The following is a 16810-nucleotide window of genomic DNA, read 5'->3' as shown; positions in this document are numbered from 1 at the left end:
GGTCCCCATTCAAGTTGCACGCACTCCCGCGGCTCGTCACTTTCCGCCGCATCCCCTAAAGCGGGGAGGTCACCCCCTGCCCGCAGAGGGTCAGGATTCGCCGGAAATATGCTTCGCCACTGCCTCAGTGCGGTTCTTCACCCGCAGCTTCACGCAGATGTTTTTGACATAGGTGCGCACCGTTTCCGTGCCGATGCCCAGCTTGTCCGCGATCTCCTTGTAGATGTATCCGGAGGCCAGCAGCTCAATGACCTCCCCCTCGCGCGGCGAGAGTTTTTCGTTCTCATCCACCGGCTTCGTGGGCCCGCGAAAGTACTGCACCACCCGGCGGGCGATGTGGGCGGAGAATTGCGCTCCGCCGGAATGGACATCGCGGATGGCCTCGAACAGTTTCTCCGGGGCGCTCGATTTTACGAGGTATCCGCTCGCCCCTGCTTTGAGGGCGCGGAAGATGCGTTCGGCATCTTCGTACACGGTGAGCATGATGAACTCCATGTCTGGCAGACGCTTCTTGAGCACCGCCACGCATTCAATGCCCGACATCCCTGGCAGTTGAATGTCCATCAAGACCACATCGGGTGGGTTGGTGGGGATCTGGCGGACGGCTTCTTCCCCAGACTTCACGGCGTAGAGGCACTCGATATCGCGGGCGCTTTTCAGCACCAGGAGGAGCTGCTCCCGAAGCCCCGGATCATCCTCCACAATCACGACCGTTTTCTTGTCTTTCATCAGCTTAGGTCGCAGGAGAAGAGGATGGTGATGGCCGCCTGGAGGGCGTGGCAGGAATGGGCACTTCGAATCGGACGGTGGTGCCCTTGGCGGGCACGCTCTGGAAGGAAACGGTGCCTCCCAGGGAATTCATGCGGCGCTCCATGTTGTTGAGACCGTGCCCTGGCGTCGTGTTTGCGGAATCGAATCCGCTCCCATTGTCGGTGATGGTGATCGTGAGGGTCGGATCGGTGAACTCCATGCGCACGGTGATCTCGGTGGCCGCGGCGTGCTTGATGGCATTGTGCAGCGCTTCCTTCACGGCCAGGGTGATGTTGTGGCGCACCTCACTGGTGACGCGGCGTTGGCCCGGCACCTCGCAGGAATGAATGCGGCAGCGGATCCGCGCAGTGTCGCAGAAGTTCTGCGTGAGCTGGCAGATGTAGTTCACCAGCGCCTCTAGGTGATCGTGCTCGGGATTCACGGTCCAGACGGTTTGGTAGAGCGCGCCAACCAGCTCGCGAGCCATGGCCGAGATGCGTTGGAAGCTCTCCCGCGAGGACTCGCTCTGGGGCTCGTTCTCGGCGAGCCCGCTCATGAGCGAAATGTGAGTGAGCCTCGCCCCGAGGTCGTCATGCAGATCCCGCGCAATCCGCAGGCGTTCCAGCTCGACCAACCGCTCCTGCTCGGCCCGGGCGAGGTGCTGGCGGATACGCCGCCGGATGATGACCCGGCAGGCCCACCAGAGCACCAGCCCGCCGATGGTGGAACTGCTGATCCAAAACCAGACGCTGCGCCACAACGGCTTCAGCACCACAAACTGAAGCTGGCGCGGCCCATGGAGGGAGTTGCCCGTGGCATCCAGTTCATCGCTCCAGAACGTGTGGGTGCCAGCGCCCAGACGCCCGTAGTTCACATCAAAGCGGTTGCCCATGCCGATGTTGTACATCTCGGACCACTCCACGGTGAGGGTCGCTCCGGGAGTGACGCGTGGCGCACCCGTGCGGAGAAGATTCCACTCTGCATGAGCTCCAGCATCATCATCCAGGATGCACAAGGCTTCTCCCGCAGGGGTGGTCACCAGCCTGGCCATGGAAGGGCGGGTGCCACTGCGCGTCCAGCCAGTGGCGATGGAGTGCTGCTCATCGAGACCGGAGGCCGTTTCATAGACGAGCCTTGCTGCCGGCGTGGCCGGGCTCGAGAGCTTCAAGTCTCGAACGGCATAGAGTCCCATGGCCGTGGGAGGGCCGGACGAGGAAATAGCCACCGTCACAGTGGCGGCATCCGGTGGCACTCGTAAGGATTCCCGTCGCGAGGTGAAGGTGGAAGTCCCGGTCTCACCCCGCCATCCTGCACTGATGCCATCCACCGGGAAAAGACGCTGCCCCACCTGGTCTCCCGCCGCATCGGCGAACCGTACGATGAGGCACATCTCGCTCTCGATCTGACGCCAGGATTCATCCACTCCATCCAGCTTGAAGCGAATGCGGCGGCAGTTCTCTGGATCCTCCTGGGCGGATTTGCCCAGGCGGAAGCTGACCGTTTTGGCTAATGCTGGAACTCGAAAGCCAGTTGGACCCGCAGAGAACGGTTTGCCATCCACCAGCAAGACCACCGGGGCGGGGTTGGGGAGGGATTCAGCACGGACTGAGGGCAGGGCCAAGGGCGAGGCCAGCATACCCCAGAGGATGGGTGCCATCCGCCACGAGCCCCCACGCCGCTGGAGTGGGGCGGGTCGGGGCAGGATCGAGAGAAGTGAAGGCACCACAGACGCTACTGTATCTGGAAGCCGTCTCAAATGCGAGGTTGGGTGCACGGGGAAGAGGGGAGGTTTCGTGAGTTTGCCTCAAGTGGCAGTGGTTCCAAGGTGATGTCTTCTGCAGAGAGACTCCCAAAGGCGGTTGTGGGTGTCGACGTGAGGAGAACGGACCAAACGTGCACTTTTGCGGGGGTGCCAAGGAACTACCTTGAGATGCCCGCCTCAGACCGAAGTAGATCCCAGTATGGGATCTGTAGCACAGCCCAAGGTTGGACGAGCCCTAAGCGAGTCTACCTTGGGGACCTCCGCAGGAGATGATCAGGTGGGAAAGCCGACAGCATCCGCTTCCTCCCCACCGCCATCAACACCCCCACGTCAGCTCCTCAGGTTCTTTGGCAGGCACTAACTGAAGCGTCTGTGGTGAGGATGACGCGACAGATATCCGCCTGTCCAACGCCCTGCTGCCGCCCGACCCAGCGGATAACTTGGCCACTTGGCTCCGCTTCCTGCCGCGGCGTGATAGACCGGGAAATTAGTGCCTCCTCACGTCGTCAACTACGACCGGGATCGTTCGGGCTGGGGCAGAGAGGATTTGCGGGGACTGTTGTGGGCATAGGGGGCTGATGGATGGCGGTGTCAGGGGTTCTGCTGCTGGGGCTGGGTTCTAGGTGATCACCAGGGGTGCCAAAGCGGTGTCGAGCCACACGCACTCCAAGACGCTTCGCGAGATTTTCGGATGCGGGGTGACGATGGTCGCTCAATGATGGATGATGGCTTGTCGTGTCTGGCACTTTCCCTGGGCGCCAGCTTGTACCTCTCAGCGCATCTAAAGCTTCAACGGCTCTAGTGATACTCCCTCTGCTGAGCGACTGTCAAAGCCGACCGTAGTTGACGACGTGAGGAGACACTAACTGAAGCGTCTATGGTGCGGATGACGCGACAGATATCCGCCTGTCCAACGCCCTGCTGCCGCCCGACCCAGCGGATACCTTGGCCACTTGGTTTCGTATCCTGCCGCGGCGTGATAGACCGGGAAATTAGTGTCTCCTCACGTCGTCAACTACGACCGGGATTGTTCGGGCTGGGGCAGAGGGGATGTGCCGGGGGCTGTTGCGGGTGCAGGCAGGCTGACCGTTGTTGGGTGTCAGGGGCTGTGCTGCCGCGCTTGGGTTCTATGTGCTTACAAACCTGCCAGCTATCAGCACCTTCGTCAAGATGTGGGCATGGGCTTGGCAACGGGGCGATGGGGGCCACACAAAGTTGGAGTTCCCATCGCCCGCTACAGGCCGCCCCTATCAAGGCCCTGTCACCTTCAACCGCATGAAGCGGCGCGGATGAGCAGGATCTGAGATCTGGTAGAGGTCTTCAACAGTGACGGTGCGGAAGCCATCGGTGCCGGTTTCATGGATCGTCGTGCCAGCGGTGATCACGGTGAACGCGGCTCCGTTCACGCTTTGGGCGAGGTCGGTCCAGGTGGTCAGGTTCTCACTGGCTTGCACCGTGAGGGTGAGGTCCGTGCGATCCAGATACCGGTAGAAGGAGATCTGCAGCTTGTTGCCACTGCTGATGGAGAGCACTGGCAGGACATCTCCTCCGGTGGTGTTGCCGGTGGGGTCGCCATCCAGCGCGTACTCCACCAGGTTGCGGACGCCGTTGTTATTGGGGTCAACGGTGTCGGCACCGTCGCCGGAGTTCGCGGAGCTGCCGAACCAGAGGGTGCGCCAGGCCCCGATGCCAGTGCCACCGGATTGCTGGGTGACGGGGATGTTGACTCCCAGTACCCCAATCTGGGCAGAACGTGCGGTGCCGGTGAGGTTGATGCTCTGGTAGGTGTTGATCAGGCTGTTCACGGTGCCGTCCACCTGCAGCCACCACTGATTGCTCGTGGGGGCGAAGGGGCCCAGCAGGCTCTGGTTGAGCGGCAGCACGCGGGAGAGCGTGCCAGCCCCCGCCGCGGCGGCAAGGTTCTGCGGAGTGGTGTCCACGAAGGCGCGCGGGCGCGATTTGATGGACTGGGTTCCCTGGTCAACGACGTACACACTGCGATTCCCGTCCACCGCCACGCCGAAGGGTGAGTTCAGTCCCGGTACCACCGTGGTTACGGTCTGGTTCCGGGCCTGCCAGACTTTGACCACGTTGTTGGAGGTGTCCCCCACATACACGTTGCCGGACACATCCACCGTCAGCCCGCGCGGTACGTTGAGGCCGGTGGTGATCAGCGGGGTGATGGTCTGAGTCTGCGCCTTCCACATGGCCACCTGACCGTTCGTGTTGCCATAGGTGTAGTACACATTGCCCGCTGCATCGACGGCCACGCCCTGGAGGGTATTCAGACTATGGGCCAGAACGGTCATCTGGTGGGTGATGACATCCCACTTCTTCACGGCACCGTTTCCGGAATCCCCGATGTAGAGATTCCCCGTGCCATCCACGGCCACGCCCACCGGTTCATTGACGGGCGAGGCGCTGGTGTCCACAATGCTCACCGAGTTGTTCACCGGAGACCACCGCTTGATCTGGTTGTTCAAGGAGTCGGCGATGTACACCGCACCAGCATGATCCACCGCCAGCCCTTGCGGACCGTCGAGCGGGGCGGCAGAGGTGTTCAACGTGGTGAGCCTTCCGGTGACGGGATTCCACTTGCGGACCACATCGTCACCGTAGTCAGAGATGTACACATTGCCGGCGCGATCCACGGCGACTCCGGCGGGGAAGTTCAACCCCTCTGTATCGACCAGTGTAGGCACGGCGGTGGCGGGTTGATGGCTCGAACCCGGCTGAGTCACGCTGAGCGTCAGACCACCGACGGTGACGGTCGCTGTGCGGGTGGCCGCAGCATTGGGGCTGAAGCTCAACTTGAAACTCGTGCTGCCTGACGCGTTGGTGAGTGGGAGGGAAAGCCAGGCTGCGTCATCGGAGGCAGCCCAGGCGGTCTCCGTCGCGGCGGTGGAGAGCACCACGGTGTCGGAGTCAGCGGCATTGTCCAGCAGCAGGTTGTAGGTGCTCAGCGCCAGGGGCACGATGCCGACCTGCACCGGCGCCCCGTTGGAGCTGCCGCCCGACTCCACCACAACCGTGAGTGCCCCCGCGCTGGTGGGTGGCGAGGTCAGGGTGACGGTGAGGGAGTTGGCGGTGGAAGCGGTGACAACACCCGTCGCGCCGTTGTTGAAATAGACGATGTTGTTTCCTGGAGTGGTGGAGTCAAAACCGCTGCCCTGGATCGTCAGGGTGGTGGCATTGGCCGCCAGGGTGCCGCTGTTGTAGTTGACGATGATGTCGGGGCCCTGGGTGAGCGTGATCTGGTGACCCAACACACTGAGGTAGGCGGTGCGTGGGCCACCGGTGTTGGCCGTGTAGCTGTACGAGATCACGCCATTGGCGACGCTGTCCACGGTCAGCCATGCCTGACTGCTGGTGGGGGCGAAGGGGCCGGTGAGGTCGCGGTTCAGCGGGAGATACACCAGGGTATCGGATCCTGCGGATGATCCCTTGGAGATCGCCGCGGCGCTCACATAGGCGTTTGCCAGTTCTTTGACCGCGTTGTTTCCCTGATCGCCGAGATAGAGATTGCCTAGAGCATCGGTGGCCATGCCGAAGGGGCGGTTCAGCCCGGTGCCCAGCGCGCTCACGGTTTGGGTGGCGGCGGTCCACTTGAAGATGGTGTGATCAAAGGTGGACGCGTACACGTTGCCAGAGATGTCCACCGCGATGCCGCGCGGGAGATTCACGCCCGTGGCCAGCACCGTGAGGGACTGCGTCTGTGGAGACCAGACCTGGATGGCGTTGTTGAGCGTGTCGGCGATGAAGACATTGCCGGTTGCATCCACCGCCAGTCCTTGCGGGCCGTTGAGCTCACTGATCGGGCCTCCGGCGAGCGTGGTGATGGCTCCGGTGGCCGCAGTCCATTTCTTGATGGCGTTGTGATCGCTGTCGGCGATGTACACGTTGCCCGCTGTATCTACTGCGACGCCATAGGGGCTGAGCAGGGGCGAGGCGCTGGTGTCGAGAATGCTGACCGTCTGCGTCGTCGGGGACCACTTCTTGATCTGGTTGTTTCTGGAATCCGCGATGTACACATTGCCCAATGCATCCACGGCCACTCCGGTGGGACCGTTGAGCTCGGCGGCAGTGGTGTCGAGGATGGAGACCGTCTTGGTGGAGCGTGTCCACTTCTTCACCTGATTGTTGGTGTAGTCGGCAATGTAGAGATTGCCGGTACTGTCCAGGGCCACGCCGCTGGGATCAGCCAGTCCGGTCGCGGTCACAGTGAAGGGCACGGTGGTGAGGTCATAGTTGGCCCCTGCCTGGGTGACGGTGAAGGTCTTGCCGCCGATGGTGAGCGTCCCGCTGCGGGGGGCACCTCCGTTCGTATCCACCGTGAAGATCACGTTCGTGGAGCCAGTGCCGTTGGCGGTGGTGAGATGCAGCCAGGCCGCATTGGGCGTGGCTGACCACGCGGCGGTACTGGGTGTGGTGACGAGGGTGATGCTTTTGGCACCGCCACTTGCGCCCACCAGCAGCGCGGGGGCGGTCAGCGTGTTCACGGCCTGGATGGTGGCGACCTGCACGCTGCCGGCGCTGGCCACGCCATTCACCACCACGGAGGCGGTGATGGGGCCGGTGCTGGTGGGCTTGGTGGTCAGGGTGATCGTGAGACTGGTGGGGGTGGCGGAGGTGACGACGCCGATGGCCCCGTTGCTCAGTATGACGATGTTTCCACTGGCCACCGGGTCAAAGCCAGTGCCCTGGATGGTGAAGGTGTTGGCATCGGCGTCCACATTGGTGCTGCTGGCGATGATAGTGGGGGTAGGGCCTGCCTGATGAACCGGCACCTGCTGGCCCAGGAGGTTGATGTGGGCCGTCCGGCCATTGCTCCCGGCGTTGGCGGTATAGCTGTAGCTCACCACGCCCGCGGTCACGCCAGTGATGGTGAGCCATGGCTGATCACTCGTAGGAGTGAAGGGGGCCTGCAGGTTCGTGGAAGCAGGAAGGACCACCGACAAGGCACCTGTCCCCGATGTGGCGGGGACGTTGCTCCCCGAGACATCCACAAAAGCGCGGGGAATGGCCGCAATGGCGTTGCTTCCGGAGTTCGCCACATAGACATTTCCTGCGGCATCCACCGCCAGGCCCTGCGGACTGTTCAGACCGGAGGCTGCCAGGACCGTGATGGCCTGCGTCGCGGAAGACCATTTTTTGATCGCGTTGTGACCGTTGTCGGCAATGTACACGTTGCCGAAGACATCCACGGCGACACCGCTGGGGTTGTCGAGTCCTGAAGCAAGGAGGGACGTCACGGTGCCTGTCGTGGCCGTCCACTTCTTGATGCTGTTACTTCCAGTGTCGGCAATGTACAGATTACCAAAGACATCCACCGCCACGGCCGTAGGGAAGCTGAGTCCCGATGAAACCACCGTGCTCACGGTCTGGGTGGCGGCGGTCCACTTCTTGATGGCGTTGTTAGAGGTGTCTGCGATGTACACATTTCCCAGTGCATCCACCGTCACTCCGTAGGGATTGTGCAATCCGGTTGAGACCAGGGTGGTGACGGGACCAGCCGGAGCCGTCCATTTTTTGATCGCGTTGTTGCCTGTATCCGCAATGTACACGTTGCCTGCGGCATCAGTGGCCACACCATCGACCGTCAACAGTCCGGTGGTGACCACGTCCGTCACGGTGTTGGTGGCCGGGGTCCATTTCTTGATCGCGTTGTTGTTGGCATCAGCAATGTACACGTTGCCTGTGCCGTCCACCGCCACGGTGAAAGGGTACTTCAGCCCTGTGGAGGCCAGGGGGATGAGGGGTTGGGCTTCCACATATCCGGCTCCTGCCTGGGTGACGGTGAAAGTCTGGCCGGCGATGGTGACGGTGTCGGTACGGGTGGGGCCCGGGTTGGCATCGAAGGCTACAGGTACGGGGCCACTGCCCGAGCCGGTATGATCCACATGAAGCCACCCGTCGTTGGCCACAGCGGTCCACGGGGCGGTCGCTGGGGAGGAAACCAGGGGGGCGCTCGCTGAACCGGCGGAAGGGCCCACGATCACCGATGAGGCAGCCAGTGACCGACTCAACGGACGGAGTGCGAGATATTGCGCGAGGTAGGTGCTGGGATCGGCGACGACTCCCAGATCCACTCCGGCGGCGGAAAATTTCCGGATGGTCCGGGTGACGCCATCGGAAACGTAAACGCTGCCTTCACTGTCGATGGCCAGCGCATTAGCGACGCCGCTGGAGGGGAGGGTGGCGAAGGTCCCCAGATCCGCCTGGGCGGAAGAGTATTTCCGGATGGTGCTGCCGTAGCTGACATAAACGTTGTCTGCCGCATCGACGGCCACGCCGTTGATGACGGTCGCGCTCAGGTTGAGGAAAACGGGCAATTCGGTTCCCGACGAATTGTACTTTTTGACAACCCCACTCCCGCTGAATCTGACGTAGAGGTTGCCGGAGCCGTCGAGGGCCATGCCTCTGGGAGCGACGAGCCCGGTATCCGCGACGATGTTGAGGAGGTCAGAACCGGCAGCAGAGAACTTCCGGATGGAGCGACTGACCGAATTGATGACATAGAGATTGCCCGCACTGTCACAGGCCATCCCCGCCGGAAAGCTCAGCCCTGTGCTGGGAAGCGTGCCCAGATCCGCTCCTGTGGGAGAGAACTTTCTGATCGTGTTGCTGCCGGAGGAGACGTAGCAGTTTCCGGCGCTGTCCAGTGCGATACCGGAAGGCTGAACGGTGAGGTCGATGGTCATGCCCACCCCTGCCTGTCCCTCCACAAAGGCGTCGATCCGATTGTTGGAGGTGTTGGGCGCATAGATCAGCGCATTCGCGCGGGCAAGGTTCGAGCTCAGGGCGGCAAATACGCTGAGCAGCAAAGGTATGAGGAGCCAATGGCGGAGGGATTTCATGGGGATTCTTTCTGAATGAGACAAATTGCCGAGGCATGCTTCGACAATTTGCCCGGGCATCGTGGCCGCAGGAGGCGGGTTGATTAGTTTGGCTATTGAATGGTTGCAAGGTGAAAAGTTGTTACCTCGCCCATCGCATAGTTGTCAGTGATCATCCTGTCGGGTGCCCTTGAAAAGGCCGATGAAAGTCTGCTGGTGGCGGACTTGATGAGCAAAATTTGCCCTGTCTTGCTCAAACCTAGACAACGCGGCGTTGCTCGCTGCGATGGCAGAACCTCGTATCTCACCAGAGGTCTATCAGGCCGCCCCTGATGGAGTTGGAGGTGCAATCGAAGGGTCAAAAATTTCTCCAAGGACTGAGGGTGGCCGGGCGTTGTGGGTTCCATGATTTCCCGCGTTGTTCCCCGTTGGTCCATCCGCCCCCTGGCGGGATTTGCTGCCGCATGGTTTGCCGCCCTGTCGGTGGGAGGGGCGCTCGCGGCAGAGAACTACCCACCCGTAAAGCTGCCGGACATGACGGGGAAAGGCCACATATCCAGCGGACGATGCGCCTGCTGGCGGAGAGCACCCCGGTGAAGCGCAACAACGTCCGGATCCTGTTCTACGGACAGAGCATCACCGAGCAGGGCTGGACCCGGCTGGTGACGGAGGACCTGAAGGCCCGCTTTCCCCATGCCAATCTGGTGGTGGAAAATCTCGCGCTGGCAGGGTACGCCTCGCAGCTGCTTTCTCGCACGGTGGAGACGGATGTGGTGCCCTTCCAGCCGGATCTGCTCATCTTTCACGTGTACGGGGCGCACGACAAGTATGAGGACATCCTCCGCATGGTGCGTGAGCGCACCACGGCGGAGATCCTGCAGCAGAATGATCACGTGACCAAGACCGAGCATCTCACCGAGGAGATGGATCCTGCCAAGGTGCCGATCCAGAGCGGGAACTGGGATTCTTTCATGAACCACAACTGGCTGCCGGCGCTGTCCAGGAAGTACGGCACGGCGTTCTGCGACCAGCGGGCCATCTGGAAGCAGTATCTCGCAGACAACCGGCTGGAACCCAAGGCTCTGCTGAGGGACAACGTGCATCTCAATGCCCACGGGGAGTATCTCATGGCGGAGTGCGTGAAGGCGTACCTGCGCTATGACCCCAAACTGGGCCCATCTCCTGCCGAGGGCTGGGTGAGCGCAGGTCAGCCAGTGCGTCACGGCGATTCACTGAAGCTGGAGTTCGAGGGCACAGCGGTGGAAGTGCCGATCCAGGGGGCGTCAAACCTGACAGCGGAGAAGCTGCGGATTGACGGTCAGCCCGTTGCGGAGATTCCCAGTCTGAGAGGGTTCACACGAGCCCTCGCCTGGCCGGGAGGCAAATGGAAGGGGCCGGTCAAGTGGCCCGCGATTGCCCCCATCCGGTCCCAGGCTCCACTGCTGCTGGAGGACTGGACGCTGGAGGTGAAGCGGGCGGATGCAGAGGAGGATCCCAAGAAGATGAAGTTCACCTTCACTCTCACCGGCTCCAAGACCGGGCCGGATGGCAGTGGCAGGAGCGATCAGCGTTTTGTCTCGAACTCTGGTCGCGTGGTGATCGAACCTGAGAGCTGGGGCATCCCCTATGCGTTGATGCTGGCCAATGTGAAGCCTGTGCCCGAGACCCTGACGATCAAGTGGAAGGCGGAGCCTCGCTATCTGGAGAAGGTGGGCCTGCAAATGATCTCGGATGTGCACGGACCCTCCTGGGTCTGGCTGGTGCAAGGACTCCCCAACCAAAAGCACACGCTGGAGATCACCCAAGATGCCGGCTCGATTGAGGAGATCCGGGTTCACCGGCCGCCCCTGTCGCCGGCCAAGTAAGAGGCGAGTTCAATTTGCATGAGGCCGGCATCGCATCCTGTATGTTTTGCGCATCCACCTTGTTTCCCATGAGCCGACGTTCCCTTCCATTGCTCCCCCGCCGCACTTTCCTGACCTCTGGTTTGGCCGCGTCTGTTGGCTGTCTGCTGGGGGAGAACGTCGCGACGAGCGCTGTAGCCGGAGTGCCTGCCGTGAACGCCTTTTCGCGGCTCAAACAAAAGCTGGCGAGTGGTGAATCGGCCACGCTCCTCATCATCTCAGACAGCACCGGCTATCGGGCCGATGCCGGGACCCGCCGGTTCATTCGGTGGCTGGCCACCCAGTATCCCTCCCACCGGGTGACCGAGTGGTATTGGGCGGAATGGGTGACCAATGCCCCGACCGGGCCGCGAAACTATGGCGAGCCGATCGTGATTTCGGAAGGTCAAGGAGCCTCCAAGCCCACCCTTACCCTCTACAACGCCGTGCTGCCTGGGGCGGTGGCGCAGGCGATGATCGACGGTTCCCGGTGGAACAACATGATCGCGCCGCTGCAAAGGCAGGCACCCGATCTCGTGCTCTGGAATCATGGACACAATCATCAGGCCAATCTGCAGCCCAAGGACCATCCGTATGGCCGCGGCAGTTTCCTCGCCCCCATCGGGCGGGTGGGACTTGAGTTTCCCAAGACACCCCAGGCCGCGATTATTCAGAACCCCTGGCGGGACAACGATGGCTACGATCGTGTGCGCGAGTGGTGGCTCGCGGCCGCCGCGGCCATGCCGTCCCTGACGTTGGTGGATGGCCACGCGCCTTTCCTGGCGCGGAACAAGGCCGCCGATCTCTACCAGGACAATGTGCATCCCAACGCCAAGGGGTACGAGTTGATCTACCAGGCATTGATCGCCGCCTGGGAATCCACCACGCCGCAGATGGATGTGCTTACCGATTGCTGGGCGACTCTTCTGGCGGAGCCGCTTGTTGCCAATGGGGACCTGGCCACTTGGGCAGGGGAAATGCCTGACAAGTGGCGCACCATCCACAACGCGAAGGTGCAGAAGGACACCTCGCGCACCTTTCGCGACGCTCCCTATTCCCTGGCGCTCACCGGCACCACGCAGAACGACGGCCTGCAGATCAGCATTACTGGGGAGGCGCTGGCGAAAGTTCGAGGAAAGACGGTCAGTATCGCCGTGCTGTGCTTCGTCCCAAAGGAGGCCGAGCAGGACATTCAGGTGAAGTTCACCACCAACTCCAGCGATCAAGTCACCGGATCGACCCAGTTCGCCCGCGACAACTGGAAGTGGATCGTCATGGCCGGATGTGTCGTGCCCCCTGAGGCCAGCCTCGCGTTTGTGGGAATCTTCCGTTCCTTTGCGAAGCCGCCCACCGCTGAGGTGCCTTTCTACATCCAGAAACTGGTCATCGTGGAAGGGGCGGGGCCGAAGGGGGCTATGTAAGGGGACGGAGGGGATTGGCGTGACAAGCGGAGCGCTTGCCCTACAGCATCAGGAGAGGAGGGCGTTGATAGGTAGATGAACGACTGGGGGCGGCGACTGAGCGGGGCTGGGAACCCCCGCCTCCTTTGATTGTGTACAAGCTGCAAGGTCACATGACCGCGGAGTAGAGGGGGCGGGGTCTCCGGCATCTGCGTCAGTCGCATCTTGATGGCATAGAGCGTGCGCGACGATGGCAGACGCTTCAGCGAGTGCCTCCTCACATCGACAACTACAGGGCGCTGGGTGTTTGGTGATCAAACACCAGTGGGTGGGTTCAGAGACGTGAGCCATCGGGGGTGAGTGCGGATGCGGAAGATGTTTGACGAGGCCTTCTGTCTCGTGGTGAGCAACACCGGCCGTAGTTTTCGACGTGAGGAGGCACAAATCTCCCCGTAAGCGACGTTCACCCCGCGGAATGCAACCGCCTACCAAGAGGCGTAAGATCAAACGCCCCTTCTCCTACGTGCCGCAGAAGGTCTGGTAGTCACCTGACGGCAAACCAGCGAGGTACTCCTCCGGCGGCAGTTGCGTATGGTCATACGGCTTCGCCAGCACGGCCAGCAGGCGTTCCATCACACTCAGATCCTCGCGCTCCACGGCAGCCGCGAGGGCCTCCTCCACCTTGTGGTTGCGCGGGATGATAACCGGATTGTGTTGGCGCATGCTTTCCTGAACCGCTTGTGCTGGTTGCGGCTGGCGGGCCAGGCGATCCTGCCAGCGCTGGTGCCAGTCAAGGAAGACCGGGTCAGAGGAAATGGATCGGGAGCCAGGAGCAGACAGAGCCCGGAAGGTGTTGGTGAAGTCGGCGTCCGTTTTCTGCATCCATTGAAGCAACGATTCGATCAGGGCCAGGTCATCGCCTTCGTCAGTGAAGAGCCCGAGCTTGGCCCGCATACCGGCGAGCCAGTGGCGCTTGAAGATGAGTTCGAACCCAACAACGGCATCGTTGGCCAGCTCCACCGCTTTCTCCTCCACGGGATCGAGCAGGGGAAGCAGGGCTTCGGCAAACCGGGCCAGATTCCACTGGGCAATGAAGGGCTGCCTGCTGTAGGCGTAGCGGCCCTGGTGATCGATGGAGCTGAACACCGTGGCGGGATCGTACGCATCCATGAAGGCGCAGGGTCCATAGTCGATCGTCTCGCCGGAGAGGGCCATGTTGTCCGTATTCATGACGCCGTGGATGAATCCCACGTGTTGCCAGCGGGCGATGAGCGCGGCCTGTCGCTCGATCACAGATTCCAGCAGGGCCAGGTAAGGTTGGGGAGCGCTTGCCGCGTCAGGATAGTGCCTCTGCAGGGTGTAGTCTGCCAGCGCCTGCAACAGCGCTTTCTCCCCGCGGGCTGCCGCGTACTCGAAGGTGCCAACCCGGATGTGGCTGGCGGCCACACGGGTGAGGACGGCTCCGGGTAGCATCCCATCGCGCCGTACCAGCTCCCCGGTGGTGACCACGGCCATGCTACGGGTGGTGGGGATGCCCAGCGCGTGCATGGCCTCGCTGATGATGTACTCCCGCAGCATGGGGCCCAGCGTAGCCCGGCCGTCTCCGCGACGTGAAAACGGGGTCTGCCCGGAGCCTTTGAGCTGGATGTCGAAGCGCCTGCCGTCAGGGGTGAGTTGCTCGCCCAGCAGGATGGCCCGACCATCCCCCAGCATGGTGAAGTTCCCAAACTGATGGCCTGCATAGGCCTGGGCCAGGGGGCGCGCGCCGGGAGGGAGTTCGTTGCCTGCAAACCATCCCGCTTGATTCAGCTGGTCCGCATCCAGACCCAGGGAATCCGCCAGCGCGCGGTTCAGGATGACGAGCTTGGGTTCGCGTACCGGGGTGGGGTTGAATGCGACGTGGAAGGCCTCCGGGAGCTGGGCGTACGAGTGTTCCAGGTGCCAGCCTGCGGGGGCAGGGTGGGGAGATGAGGCAGAGGCAGGGCTGGACATAACGGGGTGCAGGATGGGGGCGGAACGTCAGCTTTACGCGAGAGAACTTACGCCGCCAACGGATAAGCGGGGCACCGGTGGCCGCGTCGGGCCAGATAGAGCCCCCTGAGATGGTCCGTTTGTACCACGGTGCTCTTTCTGAAGCTCAAAATGACCGTCTCCGAGATTTTTCAACGTAGTATGAAGGCCAAGCTCCTGCTCAGCGCGGGCCTGGCGACGGCATGGGCTTTTCCTTGCGCCGGGCAGGAGATCGCGTCTGCGACCCCAGCAGGAGCTGTCCCTGCCAAGGTGCAAACAGCGCCCCCTTCACCCGTTTCTCCACCGCCACCAGCACCGAAGCCCGCTCTTTCTGATGAGGAGGCCCAGTTGGTGGCGTTCCAGGGAGAGATTAAGAAGTCGTTTCGCGAGAGCGTCGCTCCATTCGTCAAAGACTACTGCCAGCAGTGCCATGGGAACCGGCGATCCAAGGGCGGGATCAACTTTGAAGCCGCCTTGAAGAACCCGGGTGCTGCGGGATTCAGCAAGCACTGGAAGCAGGCCATCGCCACGGTGATGAGCAAGGACATGCCGCCGGACGACGAGGACGCCCAACCCACTGAGGCGGAGCGCCAGGCGTTTGCGGACTGGATTGCCAAGCTCAAGTTTCTCAGCCCTAAAGATCCCGGTCCCTTTGTGATCCGTCGCCTCACCAAGGTGGAGTACGGCAACACCCTGCGGGATCTCTATGGGGTGGATCCGGCGGTGGCGCATGCGTTGCCGGATGAAGTCTTCGGTGAAGGGTACATGAACACTCTTTCGCCGCTCCATCTGGAGGAGTATCTCGGGATCGCCAACGAAGTGCTGGACAAGGTGCTTGCGCCGCTGGATGCGCCGCCCACGGAAACACAAGCGCGCCTCTTTGGCGAAGCGCCAGCTCAAGGAGCGGACCCACGGGCAGCCGCCCGGAAGGTGGCGCGCTCGCTGGCCCGCAATGCTTTCCGCCGCCCACCCACCGAAGCCGAGCTGGACACGCTGGTGGGGGTGTTTGACCTCGCCACGCAGAGCAAGCTCGCCTATCCCGCCGCGCTGCGCCTCATGTACAAGGCGGTGCTGGTGTCTCCCCAGTTCCTCTTCATCACCCCGGCGACGGAGGCCCCGGCTGGGAGCAAGATCGTGCCGCTGGATGATCACCAGCTCGCCTCCCGTCTCTCCTACCTGCTGTGGGCCACCATGCCGGATGCGGAGCTCATGGAGCTGGCAGACAGCGGTAAACTCCACGAACCCGCCGTGCTCAAGGGGCAGGTGAAGCGCCTCCTGCTGGACCGCCGGTCGCGGGCCTTGTTTGACGGCTTTGGTGCCCAATGGTTGCAGCTTGGGGAGCTGGAGAGCAAGACTTTTGACACCACGAAGTTCCCCCTGATGACGGGTGAACTCCGGACCGCCATGTATGATGAAGCCCGCCTGTTCTTCGAGAGCGTGGTGCGGGAGAACCGCAGCGTGGTCAGCCTGGTGGACAGTGACTACACCTTCCTCAACGGGACCCTGGCGAAGCTCTACGGCATGGAGAAGACCGTTTCCGGGCCGGAGATGCGCAAGGTGAAGCTGACGGATGCAAACCGCGGCGGCATCCTGGGCATGCCCGGCGTGCTGGCCACCACTTCATTCCCCAATCGCACCAGTCCGGTGAAGCGCGGCGTGTGGGTGCTGGAGCAGGTGCTGGGGCAGCACGTGCCGCCCGCTCCGCCCAATGTGCCCGCCCTGGAGAAGCAGGATCAAAAGGCGGTGGCCAACATGACGCTGCGTCAGCGCACGGAGATGCACCTGACCAACTCCGTGTGTGCCAACTGCCACAAGGTGCTGGACCCCATCGGATTTGGCCTGGAGAACTTCGACGCCATCGGCCGCTGGCGCGATCAGGATGATACAGGCGGGGCCATTGACGCAGCCGGTGAACTCCCTGGTGGCAAACGCTTTGCGACGCCCAAGGAACTCAAGCTTATCATCGCCGCCCGTTCGAGCGAGCTGGCACGTAACCTGACAGAGAAGCTGCTCGCTTACGCCCTGTGCCGGCAGCTCGAAGGGTACGATGAAATCGTGGTGGACCGCATGATGGAGAACATTGCCAAGGACGGCTACCGCATGCAGACCCTCATCACTGAGGTGGTGACGAGTTATCCTTTCCTGAATCGCCGCGTGCAAAACTAACAC

General features: G+C 62.2%; 7 protein-coding genes. 3 read left to right on the top strand and 4 right to left on the bottom strand.

Going from position 1 to position 16810, the window contains the following annotated elements; genetic code table 11:
- Window positions 1-90 precede the first annotated feature (90 nt).
- The 3 genes from BV034_RS33630 to BV034_RS33620 form a co-directional block, all read right to left on the bottom strand.
- Entirely contained in the window at window positions 91-729 is a 639-nt protein-coding gene (locus BV034_RS33630; protein WP_050031313.1) for a response regulator transcription factor, read from the bottom strand.
- 4 nt (window positions 730-733) lie between these two features.
- Complete coding sequence (locus BV034_RS33625; protein ID WP_050031312.1) at window positions 734-2407, bottom strand: sensor histidine kinase; 1674 nt, start codon at window positions 2405-2407, stop codon at window positions 734-736.
- A gap of 1355 nt (window positions 2408-3762) precedes the next feature.
- Window positions 3763-9369, bottom strand: coding sequence for a BACON domain-containing carbohydrate-binding protein (locus BV034_RS33620; protein WP_050031311.1), 5607 nt, complete (start codon window positions 9367-9369; stop codon window positions 3763-3765).
- A gap of 545 nt (window positions 9370-9914) precedes the next feature.
- Between BV034_RS33620 and BV034_RS33615 the strand changes: the two genes are divergently transcribed.
- Both BV034_RS33615 and BV034_RS33610 read left to right on the top strand, forming a co-directional pair.
- A complete protein-coding gene (locus BV034_RS33615; protein WP_050031310.1) occupies window positions 9915-11213 on the top strand; it encodes a hypothetical protein in 1299 nt (432 codons plus the stop codon).
- Between the two features lie 68 nt (window positions 11214-11281).
- On the top strand, window positions 11282-12652 hold the full coding sequence (locus BV034_RS33610; protein ID WP_265593777.1) for an SGNH/GDSL hydrolase family protein: 1371 nt from the start codon (window positions 11282-11284) through the stop codon (window positions 12650-12652).
- Between the two features lie 498 nt (window positions 12653-13150).
- Here BV034_RS33610 and BV034_RS33605 read toward each other — a convergent pair whose 3' ends face one another.
- Entirely contained in the window at window positions 13151-14623 is a 1473-nt protein-coding gene (locus BV034_RS33605) for a YdiU family protein (RefSeq protein WP_050031308.1), read from the bottom strand.
- Window positions 14624-14803: 180 nt separating this feature from the next.
- On the opposite strand from BV034_RS33605, the gene BV034_RS33600 reads away from it, so the two are divergent.
- Window positions 14804-16807 carry a DUF1592 domain-containing protein gene (locus tag BV034_RS33600; RefSeq protein WP_265593776.1) on the top strand — a complete coding sequence of 668 codons (2004 nt, stop codon included), beginning with the start codon at window positions 14804-14806 and terminating at the stop codon, window positions 16805-16807.
- Window positions 16808-16810 lie beyond the last annotated feature (3 nt).

Source organism: Verrucomicrobium sp. BvORR034 (assembly GCF_000739635.1).
Taxonomy (GTDB): Bacteria; Verrucomicrobiota; Verrucomicrobiia; order Verrucomicrobiales; family Verrucomicrobiaceae; genus Verrucomicrobium.
This window is presented reverse-complemented; position numbering and strand designations above follow the sequence as displayed.